Origin of the sequence: Frigoribacterium sp. CFBP9029, from assembly GCF_034045305.1 — a bacterium.
Lineage (GTDB): Bacteria > Actinomycetota > Actinomycetes > Actinomycetales > Microbacteriaceae > Frigoribacterium.
In genome coordinates this window covers 57,031-71,665 of the sequence record NZ_JAXCWB010000002.1, presented here as the reverse complement: position 1 = coordinate 71,665, position 14,635 = coordinate 57,031, and the positions used below count along the sequence as shown (strand labels likewise).

Below are 14,635 nucleotides of genomic sequence, written 5' to 3'. Positions count from 1 at the left end.
GGCGAAGCGGGCGACGTGTCGTCGTCACCACGACGGCGCCTCCCCACCCGGCGCGGGGTACCTCCGAACGCACGAGGGAGTTGCTGGGTGTCGGAACAGAATTTTGACCTGGTGGTGCTCGGTGGCGGGAGCGGCGGATACGCCGCGGCGCTGCGGGCGACCGAGCTGGGGCTGAGCGTCGCGCTGGTCGAGAAGGACAAGGTCGGCGGGACCTGCCTCCACCGGGGATGCATCCCCACCAAGGCGCTCCTGCACTCGGCCGAGGTGGCCGACGTCTCGCGCGAGTCGGCCAAGTACGGCGTGCACACCGACTTCCACGGGATCGACATCCCGGCCGTGACGACCTACCGCGAGGGTGTCGTCGCCAGCAAGTACAAGGGTCTCCAGGGTCTGCTGAAGGCGCGCAAGATCACGACCGTCGAGGGCGAGGGTCGACTCACGTCGCCGTCGACCGTCCAGGTCGGCGACACGACCCTGAAGGCGAAGAACATCGTCCTCGCCACCGGTTCGTACTCGCGCAGCCTCCCCGGGCTCGACATCGGAGGGAAGGTCATCACGAGCGAGCAGGCTCTCGCCCTCGACCACGTCCCGAACAAGGTCGCCATCCTGGGCGGCGGCGTGATCGGCGTCGAGTTCGCCAGCGTCTGGAAGTCCTTCGGCGCCGAGGTGACCATCATCGAGGCGCTCCCCCACCTCGTCCCCAACGAGGAGGAATCGATCAGCAAGCAGTTCGAGCGCGCGTTCCGCAAACGCGGCATCGAATTCTCGCTCGGTGTGCGATTCCAGGGAGTCACCCAGAACGACGATGGCGTCGTCGTGACGCTGGAGGACGGCAAGACGTTCGACGCCGACCTCCTTCTGGTCGCGGTGGGTCGCGGCCCCTCGACGGCCGGTCTCGGCTTCGAGGAGGCCGGAGTGACGGTCGACCGCGGCTTCGTCATCACGAACGAGCGCCTCGCCACCTCGGTGCCCGGCGTCTACGCCGTGGGCGACATCGTCCCCGGACTCCAGCTCGCGCACCGGAGCTTCCAGCACGGCATCTTCGTCGCCGAGGAGATCGCGGGCCTGAAGCCCGTCGTGATCGAGGACGTCAACATCCCCAAGGTCACGTACTCCGACCCCGAGGTCGCCTCAGTCGGTCTCACCGAGGCGAAGGCCTCGGAGAAGCACGGCTCCGACAAGATCACCAGCTACGACTACAACCTCGCCGGCAACGGCAAGAGCCACATCATCGGCACTGCGGGTTCGGTCAAGGTCGTCCGCGTCGTCGACGGGCCCGTGGTCGGCGTCCACATGATCGGCGCCCGCGTGGGCGAGCTGATCGGCGAGGCTCAGCTGGCCGTCAACTGGGAGGCCCACCCCGAGGACGTCGCGCCCCTGATCCACGCGCACCCGACGCAGAACGAAGCTCTCGGTGAGGCGATGCTGGCTCTGGCCGGCAAGCCGCTTCACGCGATGTAGCACCCACCGCACTTACACACACAAAGACACGCAATGTCGTCAAAGGAGTTCCACAGATGAGCGAATCCGTCAACCTCCCGGCACTCGGTGAGAGCGTCACCGAGGGCACGGTCACCCGCTGGCTCAAGAATGTCGGTGACCGCGTCGAGGTCGACGAGCCGCTGCTCGAGGTCTCGACCGACAAGGTCGACACCGAGATCCCGTCGCCCGTGGCCGGTGTGATCGAAGAGATCCTCGTGCCGGAAGACGAGACCGTCGAGGTCGGCACGGCACTCGTCCGCATCGGCGACGGCTCGTCCGACGCACCGGCCGAGGACGCCGGCGAGTCGAGCGACGACGCCGAGCAGTCCGACGAGCCAGAAGCCGCCGCCGAAGATGGCGACGACGCCGGGGACGCCGAGCTGCCCTCGTCCGCTGCTCCGGCACCCGGCGAGGAGGCCGAGGCTTCGGCCCCCGAGCCCGCTCCCGCCGTCGACCCGGCCCCGGCGGCTCCTCAGGCTGCGGCACCGCAGGCCGCTCCGGCCGTCCCCGCCGCAGCGCCGTCGGCTCCCGCCGCGCCGGCCGCAGCCGCGCCGGCCGCTGCTGCTCCCGCTGCCGCGGCACCCGCCGCCGCCCCGTCGTCGGACTCCGGTTCGACCGCGGGCTACGTCACGCCTCTGGTCCGCAAGCTCGCGAACGAGAAGGGCGTCGACCTGTCGTCCCTCTCGGGCAGCGGTGTCGGCGGGCGCATCCGCAAGGAGGACGTCCTCTCAGCCGCTGAGGCCGCGTCCGCGAAGACCGCCGAGTCGAGCACGGCGTCGACGAGCGCAGCGCCGGCGCCCCTCGAGATCTCGCCCCTCCGTGGAACGACCGTCCCGATGACGCGACTCCGCAAGGTCGTCGCCGAGCGCGCCGTGCAGTCGATGCAGGCCATGGCCCAGCTGACCAGCGTCGTCGAGGTCGACGTCACCAAGGTGGCGTCGTTCCGCGACGCGAACAAGGCCGCCTTCCTGGAGAAGACCGGCAACAAGCTGTCCTTCCTGCCGTTCTTCACCCTCGCGGCGGCGGAGGCCCTCCAGGCTCACCCGAAGCTCAACGCGACGGTGGACGGTGACTCGATCGTCTACCCCGACCACGAGAACATCAGCATGGCGGTCGACACCGAACGGGGTCTCCTGACTCCGGTCATCAAGAACGCCGCCGATCTCGACCTGGCCGGCATCGCCGCCCAGATCGCCGATCTCGCGCAGCGGACCCGCGACAACAAGCTGAAGCCCGACGAGCTGGCCGGTGGCACCTTCACCGTGACGAACACGGGTTCGCGGGGCGCGCTGTTCGACACGCCGGTGGTGTTCCTGCCTCAGGTCGCCATCCTCGGTACAGGCATCGTCGTCAAGCGCCCCGTGGTCGTCAAGACCGACGGTGGCGAGGCGATCGCCGTCCGCTCGATGGTGTACCTGGCCCTGTCGTACGACCACCGCATCGTCGACGGTGCCGACGCTGCGCGATTCCTGGTCGCCGTCAAGGACCGCCTCGAGGCCGGCGACTTCACCGCGAAGCTCGGCATCTGATCCGCAGCCCGTCACTGACGGGCGATGATCTCGCGAAGCCGCCAACCGGCCTCGGTCCTCACCACGAGGACCGAGGCCGGTTCGTCGTCCGCGGTGTGAGCTTCGAACAGCACGCTCTCGCCGAGACGCTGGGTCTCCGGGCCCAGGCGGGTCGGCAGGAGCGCCTGGGCGGTGGCGGCGGGGTCGTCGACCAGTGCCGAATCCGACCGGGCGAGGGGTGACCCGTGGTGGTCGACCGCGGCGATGCAGGAGGGGGTGGGGTCTCTCAGGCACTCGACCCGCGCCTCCAGCAGGACGGCCGTCGCGGCTGCTGCGTCGTCCCCTCGCAGCACGGCCTCCTCGGCGGAGGGGGTGACGGTCGGCGACATGCCCGGCGGCGGCCCTCCCGACGCATCCGCCCGCAGCGGGGACGTCGACGGGCGGGGAAGCCCGTCGGCGTCCGTCGTGGCATCCTCCCTCGAAGAGAGGAGGGACGCCCCCACGAGAGACAGGACGAGCACGCCGGCCACGACCCAGAAGCGTGGGCGGACGACTCGGAGTCGATCCCGCAGCGGAGCCCGCGGTCGATCGTGCCACCACGCGAGGGCCCGGTCGATCAGGGCGCTCTCGGGCAGCACGGCCAGCCAGGCAGGTGTCTCGCGGGGCGCCGCCCGCAGGGTCGCCGTCGACTGCTCCCCCACCGCACCGACCGATGGGGTGAGGAACACCGTCGGCAACGGCCGGGGCTCGCCGAGGTCATGAGCCCACTCGAGCAGCTCGTCGGGAGTGGTCGGCGGCACGCCCCGGCACGACTCATCGTCGAGGCGGTCGACGACCAGCGACCAGAGATCGGCCACCCCGGGGTGTCCGGCGAGAGCCGCGGTCGAGAGCGTGCCGGAGAGGGCATCCGGCGGCGCGGTCGAGACCGCGACGTCGCCGGAGCTCAGACCGATGATGACCGGTGCACCGCGATCGTCGATCCCGATGCAGTGAGGCGGCAGCACCGCGGGGACCACGCCCCTAGCGGCCAGGTGCCCGAGTGCGGAGGCCAGGGGCACGACGAGGGTGACGGCCTCGCCGCGCGCGAGCGCCCCGCGGCCCGCGAGCCAGGCGTCGAGCCGGATCGACGGGACACCCCGGGTCACCACGACCGGTCGACCGTCGAAGTGGAAGACATCGAGCACCTCGACCACATGGGGGTGGTCGGCGCAGCACAGGGCCGCTGCCTCGACGAGGGCCTCACGGGTCGAGGAGGGGGAGGCGCGGAGCAGCACGGGCTCGCCCGACGACCACGTCGAGGTCCACCACCGGAACGGCGGAGGCCCGTCGACGGGCTCGGCCTCGTAGGGCCCGACACGGGTGCTCGACATGACTCGAGAGTCGTGCACGCCGGCACGGGCACGGCGGAGCCGGCGGCCGTCTGGGGACGCGTTCGCGGACGGCGGTCTCGGGGAGGACTCGTGACGGCGGGCGAACCCGTATCCTGTGAGCATGGCACGTAAGTCTCCGGAGAACACGACCCCGAAACCGCCCAAGGAACCGGGCCGTTTCAAGCAGATGTGGCAGGTCTTCCAGATGACCCGCCGGATCGACAAGACGGCGCTGCCGCTGATGCTGGCGGTGCTGATCGTCCCGATCCTGCTCGGTGTGGCCGCGGGCATCCTGCTCTCCGAGGGGAACGTCCTCGCGCTCGTCCTCTACATCGTGGTCGGCGTCATGCTCGGCATCCTGCTGCTGCTGCTCGTGCTCGGTCGTCGTGCGGAGCGCGCGGCCTACTCGCAGATCGAGGGTCAGCCCGGCGCCGTGGGCGCGGTCATGAAGAGCGGCCTCCGCCGCGCCTGGCGTGCCAACGAGATGCCCGTCGCCGTCCAGGGCCGGAGCCAGGCCGCGGTCTACCGCGCGGTCGGCAAGCCGGGAGTCGTGCTCATCGCCGAGGGCGCGGCCGGCCAGACGAAGCGCCTGGTCGACGAGGAGCGCCGCAAGGTCGCCCGGGTCCTCCCCAACGTCCCGATCACGGTCCTCCACGTGGGCCCCGACTCGGACGCCGTGCCGCTGCACAAGCTGGCCGGTCGGATGAACAAGCTGAAGAAGGCCATCAACCGCAACGAGGTCCTGGCGGTGGGCAACCGCCTGCAGTCGCTCGGTCAGAACGGCCTGCCCATCCCCAAGGGCGTCGACCCGTTCAAGGCCCGCGCCGGTCGACCGCGCTGACCCGCGCCTCCTGCGATCACGAAGCCGCCGCCGCTCCCCCTCGGGAACGGCGGCGGCTTCGTCGTGACCGGACGGTCAGACGCGGACGAGCACGGTGCCGGCGATCCGGTCGTGGAGACCGCGCTGGTCGAGGTCGAAGACCACGGCGGGGATCACCAGGGCGACCAGCAGAGTCCGCACGACAGGGCGCCAGAGGCCGAGGTACCCGCCGGCCATCGGCACCACCCGCATCCGCAGGGCGAGATGACCGATCGTGCCGCCGAGCGTGATCAGGAAGACGATCTGCACGAGGACGAAGACGATCGTGATGGCGATGCCCTCGCCCCCGAAGAACGCGAAGGCCACGATGTAGGCGAGAGCCCAGTCGATCGCGATGGCGGCGACGCGGCGCCCGAGTCTCGCGATCGACCGCGGTCCGCTCTCGGGGAGACCGAGTCGACGACCGGGCCAGGCCTGTTGTCCGCCCGCCGCGCCTCCTGCCCTGTCGGGGCCGCCGGGCGGTGTTCGAGGGGTCTGAGGCATGCCCATGAGCCTACCGATCAGGGCAGCCGTAACATGCCGGAAACATCAGGGACACTGCGGCGAAACGGCCCCTCAATACCCTCGGTACAGGCTGCAGCCGTGGCCGATCCGTTCCAGTCAAGCCCATTGGAGAGACATCTCGTATGTTCACTGATTCTTCCGAGGTGCTGAAGTTCATCAAGGACACCGACGTCAAGTTCCTTGACATCCGCTTCACCGATCTTCCCGGTGTCCAGCAGCACTTCAACATCCCCGCCTCCACGGTCGACGAGGAGTTCTTCTCCGTAGGGCAGCTCTTCGACGGATCGTCCATCCGTGGCTTCGCCTCCATCCACGAGTCGGACATGCAGCTCATCCCCGACGTCACGACCGGATACGTCGACCCGTTCCGTGCCGAGCGCACGCTCATCCTCGTCTTCGACATCTTCAACCCGCGCAACGGCGAGCTCTACAGCCGCGACCCGCGTCAGGTGGCCAAGAAGGCCGAGAAGTACCTTGCATCGACGGGCATCGCGGACACGGCGTTCTTCGCCCCCGAAGCCGAGTTCTACATCTTCGACGACGTCCGCTACGAGGTGAAGCAGAACGCCAGCTTCTACAGCGTCGACAGCGAAGAGGGCGCCTGGAACACCGGTCGCGTCGAAGAAGGCGGCAACCTCGCCAACAAGACGGCCTACAAGGGTGGGTACTTCCCGGTCAGCCCGGTCGACAAGACCGCCGACCTCCGCGACGACATCAGCCTGCGGCTGATCGACGCCGGCCTCGAGCTCGAGCGCGCGCACCACGAGGTGGGCACCGGCGGTCAGCAGGAGATCAACTACAAGTTCGACACGATGGTCCACGCGGCCGACGACATCCTGAAGTTCAAGTACATCGTCAAGAACACCGCCGAGATGTGGGGCAAGGTCGCGACCTTCATGCCCAAGCCCCTCTTCGGCGACAACGGCTCGGGCATGCACACGCACCAGTCGCTGTGGAGCGACGGCAATCCCCTGTTCTACGACGAGAACGGCTACGGCGGTCTCTCCGACCTCGCCCGCTGGTACATCGGCGGCCTGCTCAAGCACGCCCCCGCCGTCCTGGCCTTCACGAACCCGTCGATCAACTCGTACCACCGTCTGATCCCCGGCTTCGAGGCCCCCGTCAACCTCGTGTACTCGGCGGGCAACCGCTCGGCCGCGATCCGCATCCCGATCACCGGCACGAATCCGAAGGCCAAGCGCATCGAGTTCCGCGTCCCCGACGCCGCCTCGAACCCGTACCTCGCGTTCGCGGCTCAGCTGATGGCCGGCCTCGACGGCATCCAGAACCGCATCGAGCCGCACGAGCCGGTCGACAAGGACCTCTACGAGCTGCCCCCGGAAGAGGCGAAGGGCATCCCCCAGGTGCCCGCGTCGCTCGACGGTGCGCTCGACGCGCTCGAGGCCGACCACGAGTTCCTCACCAAGGGCAACGTCTTCACGGAAGACCTCATCGAGACCTGGATCGCCTACAAGCGCGAGAAGGAGATCCTGCCCATGGCGCAGCGTCCCCACCCGTTCGAGTTCGAGCTGTACTTCGGCGTCTGACCTCCGAGCACCGCACGAGGCCCGCTCCCCTTCTCGGGGTGCGGGCCTCGTGCCGTTCAGAGCCGGTCGGAGGACGGCGCACTCGAGCGGGCTCGGGCGGGCTCGCGCAGGGCCGAGCGGGGCAGACAGCCGAGCGGGACTCAGCCGGTGGGCTCGGGAGTCTCGTCGAGACCGTAGAAGCCGCGTTCGAAGACGGCCCGCGACCGCCTGGTCGCCGCGAGGTAGTCCTCTTCGAGCCGGGTCGCCGAGCCCGGTGGGTACTCCATGAGCCGGGCGACCCCCTCGAGGAGGCGCCGGTCGGTCGGCAGGACGTCGGACGTCCGTGACGTCCACAGCACGACGGCGGAGCGAGCCCGGGAGGCGATGGTCCAGGCGTCCCGCAGCTTCTGAGCGTCGTCGCTCGACAGCAGACCCGCCTCGGCGGCCGCTGCCAGCGCCTCCAGCGTCGACGGCGTCCGCAGACCCGGGGTGTCGTGCGCATGCTGCAGCTGGAGGAGTTGCACGTACCACTCGACGTCGCTGAGCGATCCGCGCCCGAGCTTGAGGTGACGGGACGGCTCGGCGCCCTTCGGGAGCCGCTCCGCCTCGACACGGGCCTTGATGCGCTTGACCTCGCGCACCTCCTGGTCGGATATGGCCTCCGGGTACCGGACACCGTCGGCGACGGCCATGAACTCGGCCGCCAGACCCTCGTCGCCGGCGACCGGGCGCGCACGCAGCAGCGACTGGGCCTCCCAGGTGAGCGACCAGCGCGCGTAGTAGGCGCGATACGACGACAATGAGCGCGCGACGGTGCCGTTCTTGCCCTCGGGGCGGAGCCCGGTGTCGAGGTCGAGCGGGACGAGGGCGTCGGAGGTCAGACGGTTCAGCTCGGCGACCACGGCCAGGGCACGCCGGTGCGCGGTGCCGTCGTCTCCCTCGGCCCGGTAGACGTAGAGGACGTCGGCGTCCGAGCCGAAGCCCAGCTCTTCACCGCCGTAGCGACCCATCGCGATGACGGCGAACTCGAGGTCGCCGGCGTCGCGGCGAGCGAGGGCGAGCGTGCCCGAGATGGCGGCCGTCGTCACCGCCGAGAGTCCGCGAGCGAGCTCGTCGATGCTCAGCAGGCCGAGGATGCCGCCCATGGCGAGACGGAGGATCTCGCGCCGACGGGACTGCCGCAGCACGGCCGCCGCGGCGTCGACGGAGGAGTGCCGGGCGACGGTCGCCCGCGCCTCGTCGAGCAGGCTGGCGAGGGGTCGGGGCCGCAGCTCGTGGTCGTTCTCGAACCAGGCCGCCGCCTCGGGGATCCGGTCGAGCAGATCGGCGACGAAGCGGGAGCTCGAGAGCACGGTGGTGAGCCGGTGGGCCGCGCCGGAGGAGTCGCGGAGCATGCGGAGGAACCAGTACGACTCGCCCAGGCCGTCGCTCAACCGCCGGAAGGCCAGCAGACCGAGGTCGGGGTCGGTGCCGTCGGCGAACCACTGCAGCATCGCCGGCAGCAGGTGGCGCTGGATGCTCGCCCGTCTTGACACCCCCGCGGTCAGCGCGGCGATGTGTCCGAGCGCACCCCGAGGGTCGACGAAGCCGATCACCGCGAGCCGCGCCGCCGCCTGGTCGCTGCTGAGCGCGAGCTCCTCTTCGGGACGCGCCGCGACGGCCGAGAGCAGCGGCCGGTAGAAGAGCCGCTCGTGCAGGGTGCGGACGCGACGACGCACGTCGTGCCAGGTCGTCACCAGCTCGGCCGCCGTGGCGCCCAGCCTCGACGAGCGGGCGAGCACGCGCAGCGCCCCCTCGTCGACCGGCATGAGGTGGGTGCGCCGCAGCCGGGACAGCTGGATGCGGTGCTCGAGGAGGCGCAGGAGGCGGTAGTCGCGGTCGAACTCGGCGGCCTCGGCGCGACCGACGTATCCTCGACGGGCCAGCGCCCCGAGCGCGTCGAGAGTCGCGCGCTGACGCACCCCGTCGTCGGCCTGACCGTGCACGAGCTGGAGGAGCTGGATGGTGAACTCGATGTCGCGGAGACCCCCGGGGCCCAGCTTCAGCTGCCGGTCGACCTCGTCGGCGGGGATCAGGTCGGTCACGCGCTCGCGCATCCGCTGCACCGACTCGACGAAGTTCTCCCGCGACGCGGCGGCCCAGACGAAGGGCGCGACGCGTTCGACGTACCGGTCGCCCAGCTCGGTGTCGCCGGCGAGGGGCCGGGCCTTGAGCAGCGCCTGGAACTCCCACCCCTTCGCCCACCGCTCGTAGTAGGCGACGTGCGACTCGAGGGTGCGGACCAGCGCCCCGGCCTGGCCCTCCGGTCGGAGGTTCGCGTCGACCTCCCAGAGCTCGGTCTCGAGGGACAGCTCGGAGACGACACGGACGGTGTGCACGGCCAGGCGGGTGGCGATCTCGACCGCGCGGCCGTTCTCGAGGCCGTCGGCGCCTTCGGCCACGTAGACGACGTCCACGTCGCTCAGGTAGTTGAGCTCGCGCGCCCCCGCCTTGCCCATCCCGATGATGGCCAGTCGGGTGCGGTCGACGTCCTCCGCGGGGAACGCCACCTCGCGACGGGCGACGGCGAGACCCGCGTCGAGCGCCGCACCCGCGAGATCGGCGAGGGCGGTGGCGACGACCGGCAGGACCGCCAGCGGGTCGGGCGAGTCGAGGTCGAACGACGCGAGTCGCAGCAGGTGCCGCCGATAGCGGACCCTGAGGGCCACACGCGCCTCGTCGCCGACCCGCTCGCCGACGGACTCGAGCAGGTCGGCGGTGTACTCGCCCACCGACGGCGGCTGCACGAGCGGATCGCGGAGCGCCTCGAGCTCGGCGGGGCGACGCACGACGAAGTCGCCGAGCCCCGAGGAGGCGCCCAGCACGACGACGAGACGGGGCCCGTAGCCGTCGGTCAGCAGCGACTCGACCGCCGACCTGTCACGGTCGACCAGACGTTCGAGCTGCAGCAGGGCGGAATCGGGGTCGGCGCTGCTCGCGAAGGCGGGCAGCAGCTCGGCCACCGCGGGGACCCGCGACGAGAGCTCGGCGAGGCGGTCACGCGCCTCGCCGAGCTCGGCGAAGCCCAGTCGGGCCAGCTCGGAGAGAGCTGCGGCGGGACGGGGCATCTGTCGTGGGCTCAGAGGATCTCGAGGTTCGAGCTGAGCTCGAACGGCGTCACCTGTGCCCGGTAGGCCTTCCACTCCTGACGCTTGTTGAGCAGGACGTAGTTGAAGACCTGCTCGCCCAGGGTCTCGGCGACGAGCTCGCTGTCCTCCATGATCGACAGCGCGTGGTCGAGGCTGGCGGGGAGCTGCTTGTAGCCGAGGGCGCGACGCTCGGCGTCGCTCATGCCCCAGACGTTGTCCTCCGCCTCGGCGGGCAGCTCGTAGCCCTCTTCGATGCCCTTGAGACCGGCGGCCAGCATGAGCGAGAAGGCGAGGTACGGATTCGCCGCCGAGTCGATCGCACGGTACTCGACCCGGCTCGAGTTGCCCTTGTTGGGCTTGTAGAGCGGGACGCGCACCAGAGCGGAGCGGTTGTTGTGCCCCCAGGTGACGAAGCTCGGGGCCTCGTCGCCACCCCAGAGACGCTTGTAGCTGTTGACGAACTGGTTCGTCACGGCCGTGATCTCGGGAGCGTGCTTGAGCAGACCGGCGATGAACTGACGCCCGATGGTCGAGAGCTGGTACTCGGCACCCGCCTCGTAGAAGGCGTTCGAGTCGCCCTCGAAGAGCGACATGTGGGTGTGCATTCCCGAACCGGGGTGCTGGCTGAAGGGCTTCGGCATGAACGTCGCGTAGACGCCCTGCTCGATGGCGACCTCTTTGATGACCGTGCGGAAGGTCATGATGTTGTCCGCCGTCGTCAGGGCGTCGGCGTAACGGAGGTCGATCTCGTTCTGACCGGGGCCCGCCTCGTGGTGGCTGAACTCGACCGAGATGCCGAGGTCTTCGAGCATGCGGACCGAGCGACGCCTGAAGTCGTGCGCCGTGCCCCCGGGGACGTTGTCGAAGTAACCGGCCGAGTCGACGGGCTGCGGCCCCTGCTCGCCGATCTGGGCGCTCTTCAGGAGGTAGAACTCGACCTCGGGGTGCGTGTAGAACGTGAAGCCGCGGTCTCCTGCGCGGGCCAGCGTGCGCTTCAGGACGTTGCGGGGGTCGGCGACGGCGGGCTGGCCGTCGGGTGTCGTGATGTCGCAGAACATCCGCGCCGTGGGGTCGATCTCGCCCCGCCAGGGCAGGATCTGGAACGTGGTCGGATCGGGCTGCGCGAGCACGTCTGCCTCGTACGACCGGGTGAGACCCTCGATGGCGGAGCCGTCGAACCCGATGCCCTCGGCGAATGCGCCCTCGACCTCGGCCGGGGCGATGGCCACCGACTTGAGGGTGCCGATCACGTCGGTGAACCAGAGGCGGATGAACTTGATGCCGCGCTCTTCGATCGTTCGAAGAACGAAGTCTCTCTGCTTGTCCATTCACGGCCTTTCTGCTCGGCGTCCAGGCTACTGGACGAGCCGGGTGTCGCGAGGGGCGCCGGGCCGACGGCGATCAGTCGTCTGCGGCCTCTTCGGCGTCGAGTCGGGCGTTGCGGGCCTTGATGGTCTCGATCGCCTTCGCCGCCTCCTCGCGGGTGGCGTAGGGGCCGGCGCGGTCGATCGCGGGCGAGACCTTGCCCTCTTCGACCTCGTGCGTCTTCGTGTTGAACCAGAACTCTGACATGCGTGGAGGCTACCGCCCGCCGACCGACCGCGGTCGGACCTGCGGCCGCGGCCCGGCCGCCGTACCCGCGCGTCGGGCGAGGAGCGCCGAGACGACCGGCGACAGCAGCATCACGAGGATGCCGGCGATGATGACGAGTGAGCCCACGACCATGAGGGCGATGACGATGGCGACCATGCCGTCGATTCTCGCGTGTCGGGCGCGGGACGGCAAGGAGGCGCCCCGTCGTCGGACACTCCCCCTAAGCTTGACCCCATGCCCCGGGACAGCAACGGAACCCTGACTCCGGGCCGGGTCTCAGCGCAGCGTCCGGTCCCCGCGTCCATCCCCCGCCCCGAGTACGTGGGCAAGAAGGGGCCGGCCCCCTACACGGGCGGCGACGTCTACGACGCCGAGACGGTCGAGCTGATCCGTGCGAGCGGTCGCATCGCGTCGCAGGCCATCGACGCCGTCGAGGCGGCCCTCCGCCCCGGCGTCACCACCGACGAGCTCGACCGCATCGCGCACGAGTTCGTCGTCTCGCACGACGCCTACCCGTCGACGCTCGGCTATCGGGGGTTCCCCAAGTCGGTCTGCACCTCGGTGAACGAGGTCGTCTGCCACGGCATCCCCGACGACACCGAGCTGGTCGAGGGCGATCTGATCAACATCGACATCACCGCCTTCGCGAACGGGGTGCACGGCGATCTCAACCGCACGTTCATCGTCGGCGAGGGCGCACCCGAGACGGTCGACCTCGTCGAGCGCACCCGCGAGGCCCTCCGCCGGGGCATCAAGGCGGTGGCCCCCGGCCGCGAGGTCAATGTGATCGGCCGCGCCATCGAGTCGTACGCCAAGCGCTTCGGCTACGGCGTCGTCCGCGACTACACGGGGCACGGCGTCGGGCGCGCGTTCCACTCGGGCCTGATCATCCCCCACTACGACGCGCCCCAGTTCGACGACGTCATGGAGGTCGGCATGGTCTTCACGATCGAGCCGATGCTCACCCTCGGCGGCATCGAGGCAGACGTCTGGTCGGACGACTGGACGGTCACCACGCGCGACAAGAGCCTCACGGCCCAGTTCGAGCACACCCTGGTCGTCACCGAACGCGGTGCCGACATCCTCACCCTGAGCTGACGCTCACCTCTCGACCCCTCTAGGAAGGACCCACCCGTGGCACAGAAGGCAGTGGGCATCGACATCGGCGGCACCGGCATCAAGGGGGCGATCGTCGATCTCGAGTCGGGAGAGCTGCTCACCGACCGGATCAAGAAGCCGACCCCCGAGGGCGGCGAGCCCGACGACATCGTCGCGGTCGTCAAGCAGATCGTCGACGAGCTCGGGGTCGACGACGACTCGATGCCCGTCGGCGTGTGCTTCCCCGCCGCGATCATGGACGGCACGACCCTCTCGGCCGCGAACGTCTCGAAGAGGTGGATCGGCTTCGAGGCCGAGAAGCTCTTCGAGGAGACCCTCGGCCGCGACATCCACTTCGTCAACGACGCCGACGCCGCCGGCTACGCCGAGACGCGCTTCGGTGCGGCCCGCGACGTCAAGGGGCTGGTCATCATGACGACCCTCGGCACCGGCATCGGCACGGCGCTCATCAACGACGGCGTCCTGATCGTCAACGCCGAGCTCGGGCACCTCGAGATCGGCGGCAAGGACTACGAGACGAAGGCCTCGTTCGCCGCCAAGGAGCGCGACGACCTCACCTGGAAGCACTGGGCGAAGCGCCTGCAGAAGTACTACTCGCACCTCGAGGCGCTGCTCTACCCGCGCCTGATCATCGTCGGCGGCGGCGTCTCGAAGCACCACGCCGAGTTCCTGCCACTGCTCGACCTCCGCGCCGAGATCGTGCCGGCGACGCTCCGCAACAACGCGGGCATCATGGGCGCCGCGGCCCTCGCCGCGTCGTCCCACCCCGCGGCCTGAGCCGGGGCGCGCCTCGCGACCCGCGCCTCCCGGGGCGCGCCTTCCGCCCGGCGCCTCCCGACCCGCCCTCCCCGGGTGTGCAATTCGCGACCAGGGGAGGTCGGCACGCCGCTCACGTTCGCGTGCAGACGGCGTGTCGCGGGCCTCAGGTCGGGTTCGGCACACGGAGCACCGGCTGAGCGGTCGCGATCTGCACACGAAGCACCGGCTGACCGGTCGCGATCTGCACACACGTCGGGTCGCGACCAGCACCGACAGTCAGGGCGGTGCGGGCAGCCGGGCCGGACGCGACGATGCCCTGCTGCAGGAGGCGCGCCTCCTGCAGCAGGGCATGTCACGTGGTGCGAATGGGCCGGCTGCTACGCCGGGTTCTGTCTCGATGCTCTCGCACCGTGGACGGCCATCTCTCTCGGGACTACGTTGCCGCAGCCCTCCAGCGGTCTACCCGAGGACTCGGCGAGCAACCTCGACGCCCTCTGTCTGACCTTGCTCCGGGCGAGGTTTACCTAGCCGGTCGGTCACCCGAACCGCTGGTGGTCTCTTACACCACCGTTTCACCCTTACCCCGGTCGCGCCTCGCGGCGACGACCGTGGCGGTCTGCTCTCTGTTGCACTGTCTCGCGGGTCACCCCGGGTGGGTGTTACCCACCGCCCTGCTCTGTGGAGCCCGGACGTTCCTCGGCGGCACGGGCGGACCCGTGCCGACGCGACCGTCTTGCCGACCCATTCGCGCACCCAGCCTAGCGGC

General features: G+C 70.1%; 12 protein-coding genes and 1 other RNA gene. 6 read left to right on the top strand and 7 right to left on the bottom strand.

The window, feature by feature from the left end:
* Positions 1-87: 87 nt before the first annotated feature.
* Positions 88-1,461, top strand: a complete 1,374-nt coding sequence (gene lpdA / locus SOM11_RS02865; RefSeq protein ID WP_320477149.1) for a dihydrolipoyl dehydrogenase — start codon at positions 88-90, stop codon at positions 1,459-1,461.
* A gap of 56 nt (positions 1,462-1,517) precedes the next feature.
* Entirely contained in the window at positions 1,518-3,011 is a 1,494-nt protein-coding gene (sucB, locus tag SOM11_RS02860) for a 2-oxoglutarate dehydrogenase, E2 component, dihydrolipoamide succinyltransferase (RefSeq protein WP_192060257.1), read from the top strand.
* An 11-nt stretch (positions 3,012-3,022) separates the two neighbouring features.
* On the opposite strand, the gene SOM11_RS02855 is transcribed toward sucB, so the two are convergent.
* Positions 3,023-4,360: a hypothetical protein gene (locus SOM11_RS02855; RefSeq protein ID WP_320477148.1), complete on the bottom strand. Its 1,338-nt coding sequence runs from the start codon at positions 4,358-4,360 to the stop codon at positions 3,023-3,025.
* A 121-nt stretch (positions 4,361-4,481) separates the two neighbouring features.
* On the opposite strand from SOM11_RS02855, the gene SOM11_RS02850 reads away from it, so the two are divergent.
* Positions 4,482-5,201, top strand: coding sequence for a DUF4191 domain-containing protein (locus tag SOM11_RS02850; protein ID WP_192060255.1), 720 nt, complete (start codon positions 4,482-4,484; stop codon positions 5,199-5,201).
* 75 nt (positions 5,202-5,276) lie between these two features.
* Here SOM11_RS02850 and SOM11_RS02845 read toward each other — a convergent pair whose 3' ends face one another.
* Positions 5,277-5,723, bottom strand: a complete 447-nt coding sequence (locus SOM11_RS02845) for an RDD family protein (protein ID WP_192060254.1) — start codon at positions 5,721-5,723, stop codon at positions 5,277-5,279.
* Positions 5,724-5,866: 143 nt separating this feature from the next.
* Here SOM11_RS02845 and glnA point away from each other — a divergent pair, with 143 nt between their 5' ends.
* Positions 5,867-7,291, top strand: a complete 1,425-nt coding sequence (gene glnA, locus SOM11_RS02840; RefSeq protein WP_320477147.1) for a type I glutamate--ammonia ligase — start codon at positions 5,867-5,869, stop codon at positions 7,289-7,291.
* A 140-nt stretch (positions 7,292-7,431) separates the two neighbouring features.
* Here glnA and SOM11_RS02835 read toward each other — a convergent pair whose 3' ends face one another.
* From SOM11_RS02835 to SOM11_RS02820, 4 genes are all read right to left on the bottom strand, one after another.
* Complete coding sequence (locus tag SOM11_RS02835; protein WP_320477146.1) at positions 7,432-10,377, bottom strand: bifunctional [glutamine synthetase] adenylyltransferase/[glutamine synthetase]-adenylyl-L-tyrosine phosphorylase; 2,946 nt, start codon at positions 10,375-10,377, stop codon at positions 7,432-7,434.
* Positions 10,378-10,388: 11 nt separating this feature from the next.
* Complete coding sequence (locus SOM11_RS02830; protein ID WP_192060251.1) at positions 10,389-11,726, bottom strand: glutamine synthetase family protein; 1,338 nt, start codon at positions 11,724-11,726, stop codon at positions 10,389-10,391.
* 73 nt (positions 11,727-11,799) lie between these two features.
* On the bottom strand, positions 11,800-11,970 hold the full coding sequence (locus SOM11_RS02825; RefSeq protein ID WP_192060250.1) for an SPOR domain-containing protein: 171 nt from the start codon (positions 11,968-11,970) through the stop codon (positions 11,800-11,802).
* 9 nt (positions 11,971-11,979) lie between these two features.
* Positions 11,980-12,147 (bottom strand): hypothetical protein, encoded by a 168-nt coding sequence (locus SOM11_RS02820; RefSeq protein WP_320477145.1) that lies wholly within the window; start codon positions 12,145-12,147, stop codon positions 11,980-11,982.
* Positions 12,148-12,225: 78 nt separating this feature from the next.
* On the opposite strand from SOM11_RS02820, the gene map reads away from it, so the two are divergent.
* A complete protein-coding gene (gene map / locus SOM11_RS02815; RefSeq protein WP_320477144.1) occupies positions 12,226-13,089 on the top strand; it encodes a type I methionyl aminopeptidase in 864 nt (287 codons plus the stop codon).
* A gap of 36 nt (positions 13,090-13,125) precedes the next feature.
* Positions 13,126-13,887 carry a polyphosphate--glucose phosphotransferase gene (gene ppgK / locus SOM11_RS02810; protein ID WP_192060247.1) on the top strand — a complete coding sequence of 254 codons (762 nt, stop codon included), beginning with the start codon at positions 13,126-13,128 and terminating at the stop codon, positions 13,885-13,887.
* 344 nt (positions 13,888-14,231) lie between these two features.
* Here ppgK and rnpB read toward each other — a convergent pair.
* An RNA gene (rnpB, locus tag SOM11_RS02805) (RNase P RNA component class A) lies at positions 14,232-14,613 on the bottom strand.
* Positions 14,614-14,635 lie beyond the last annotated feature (22 nt).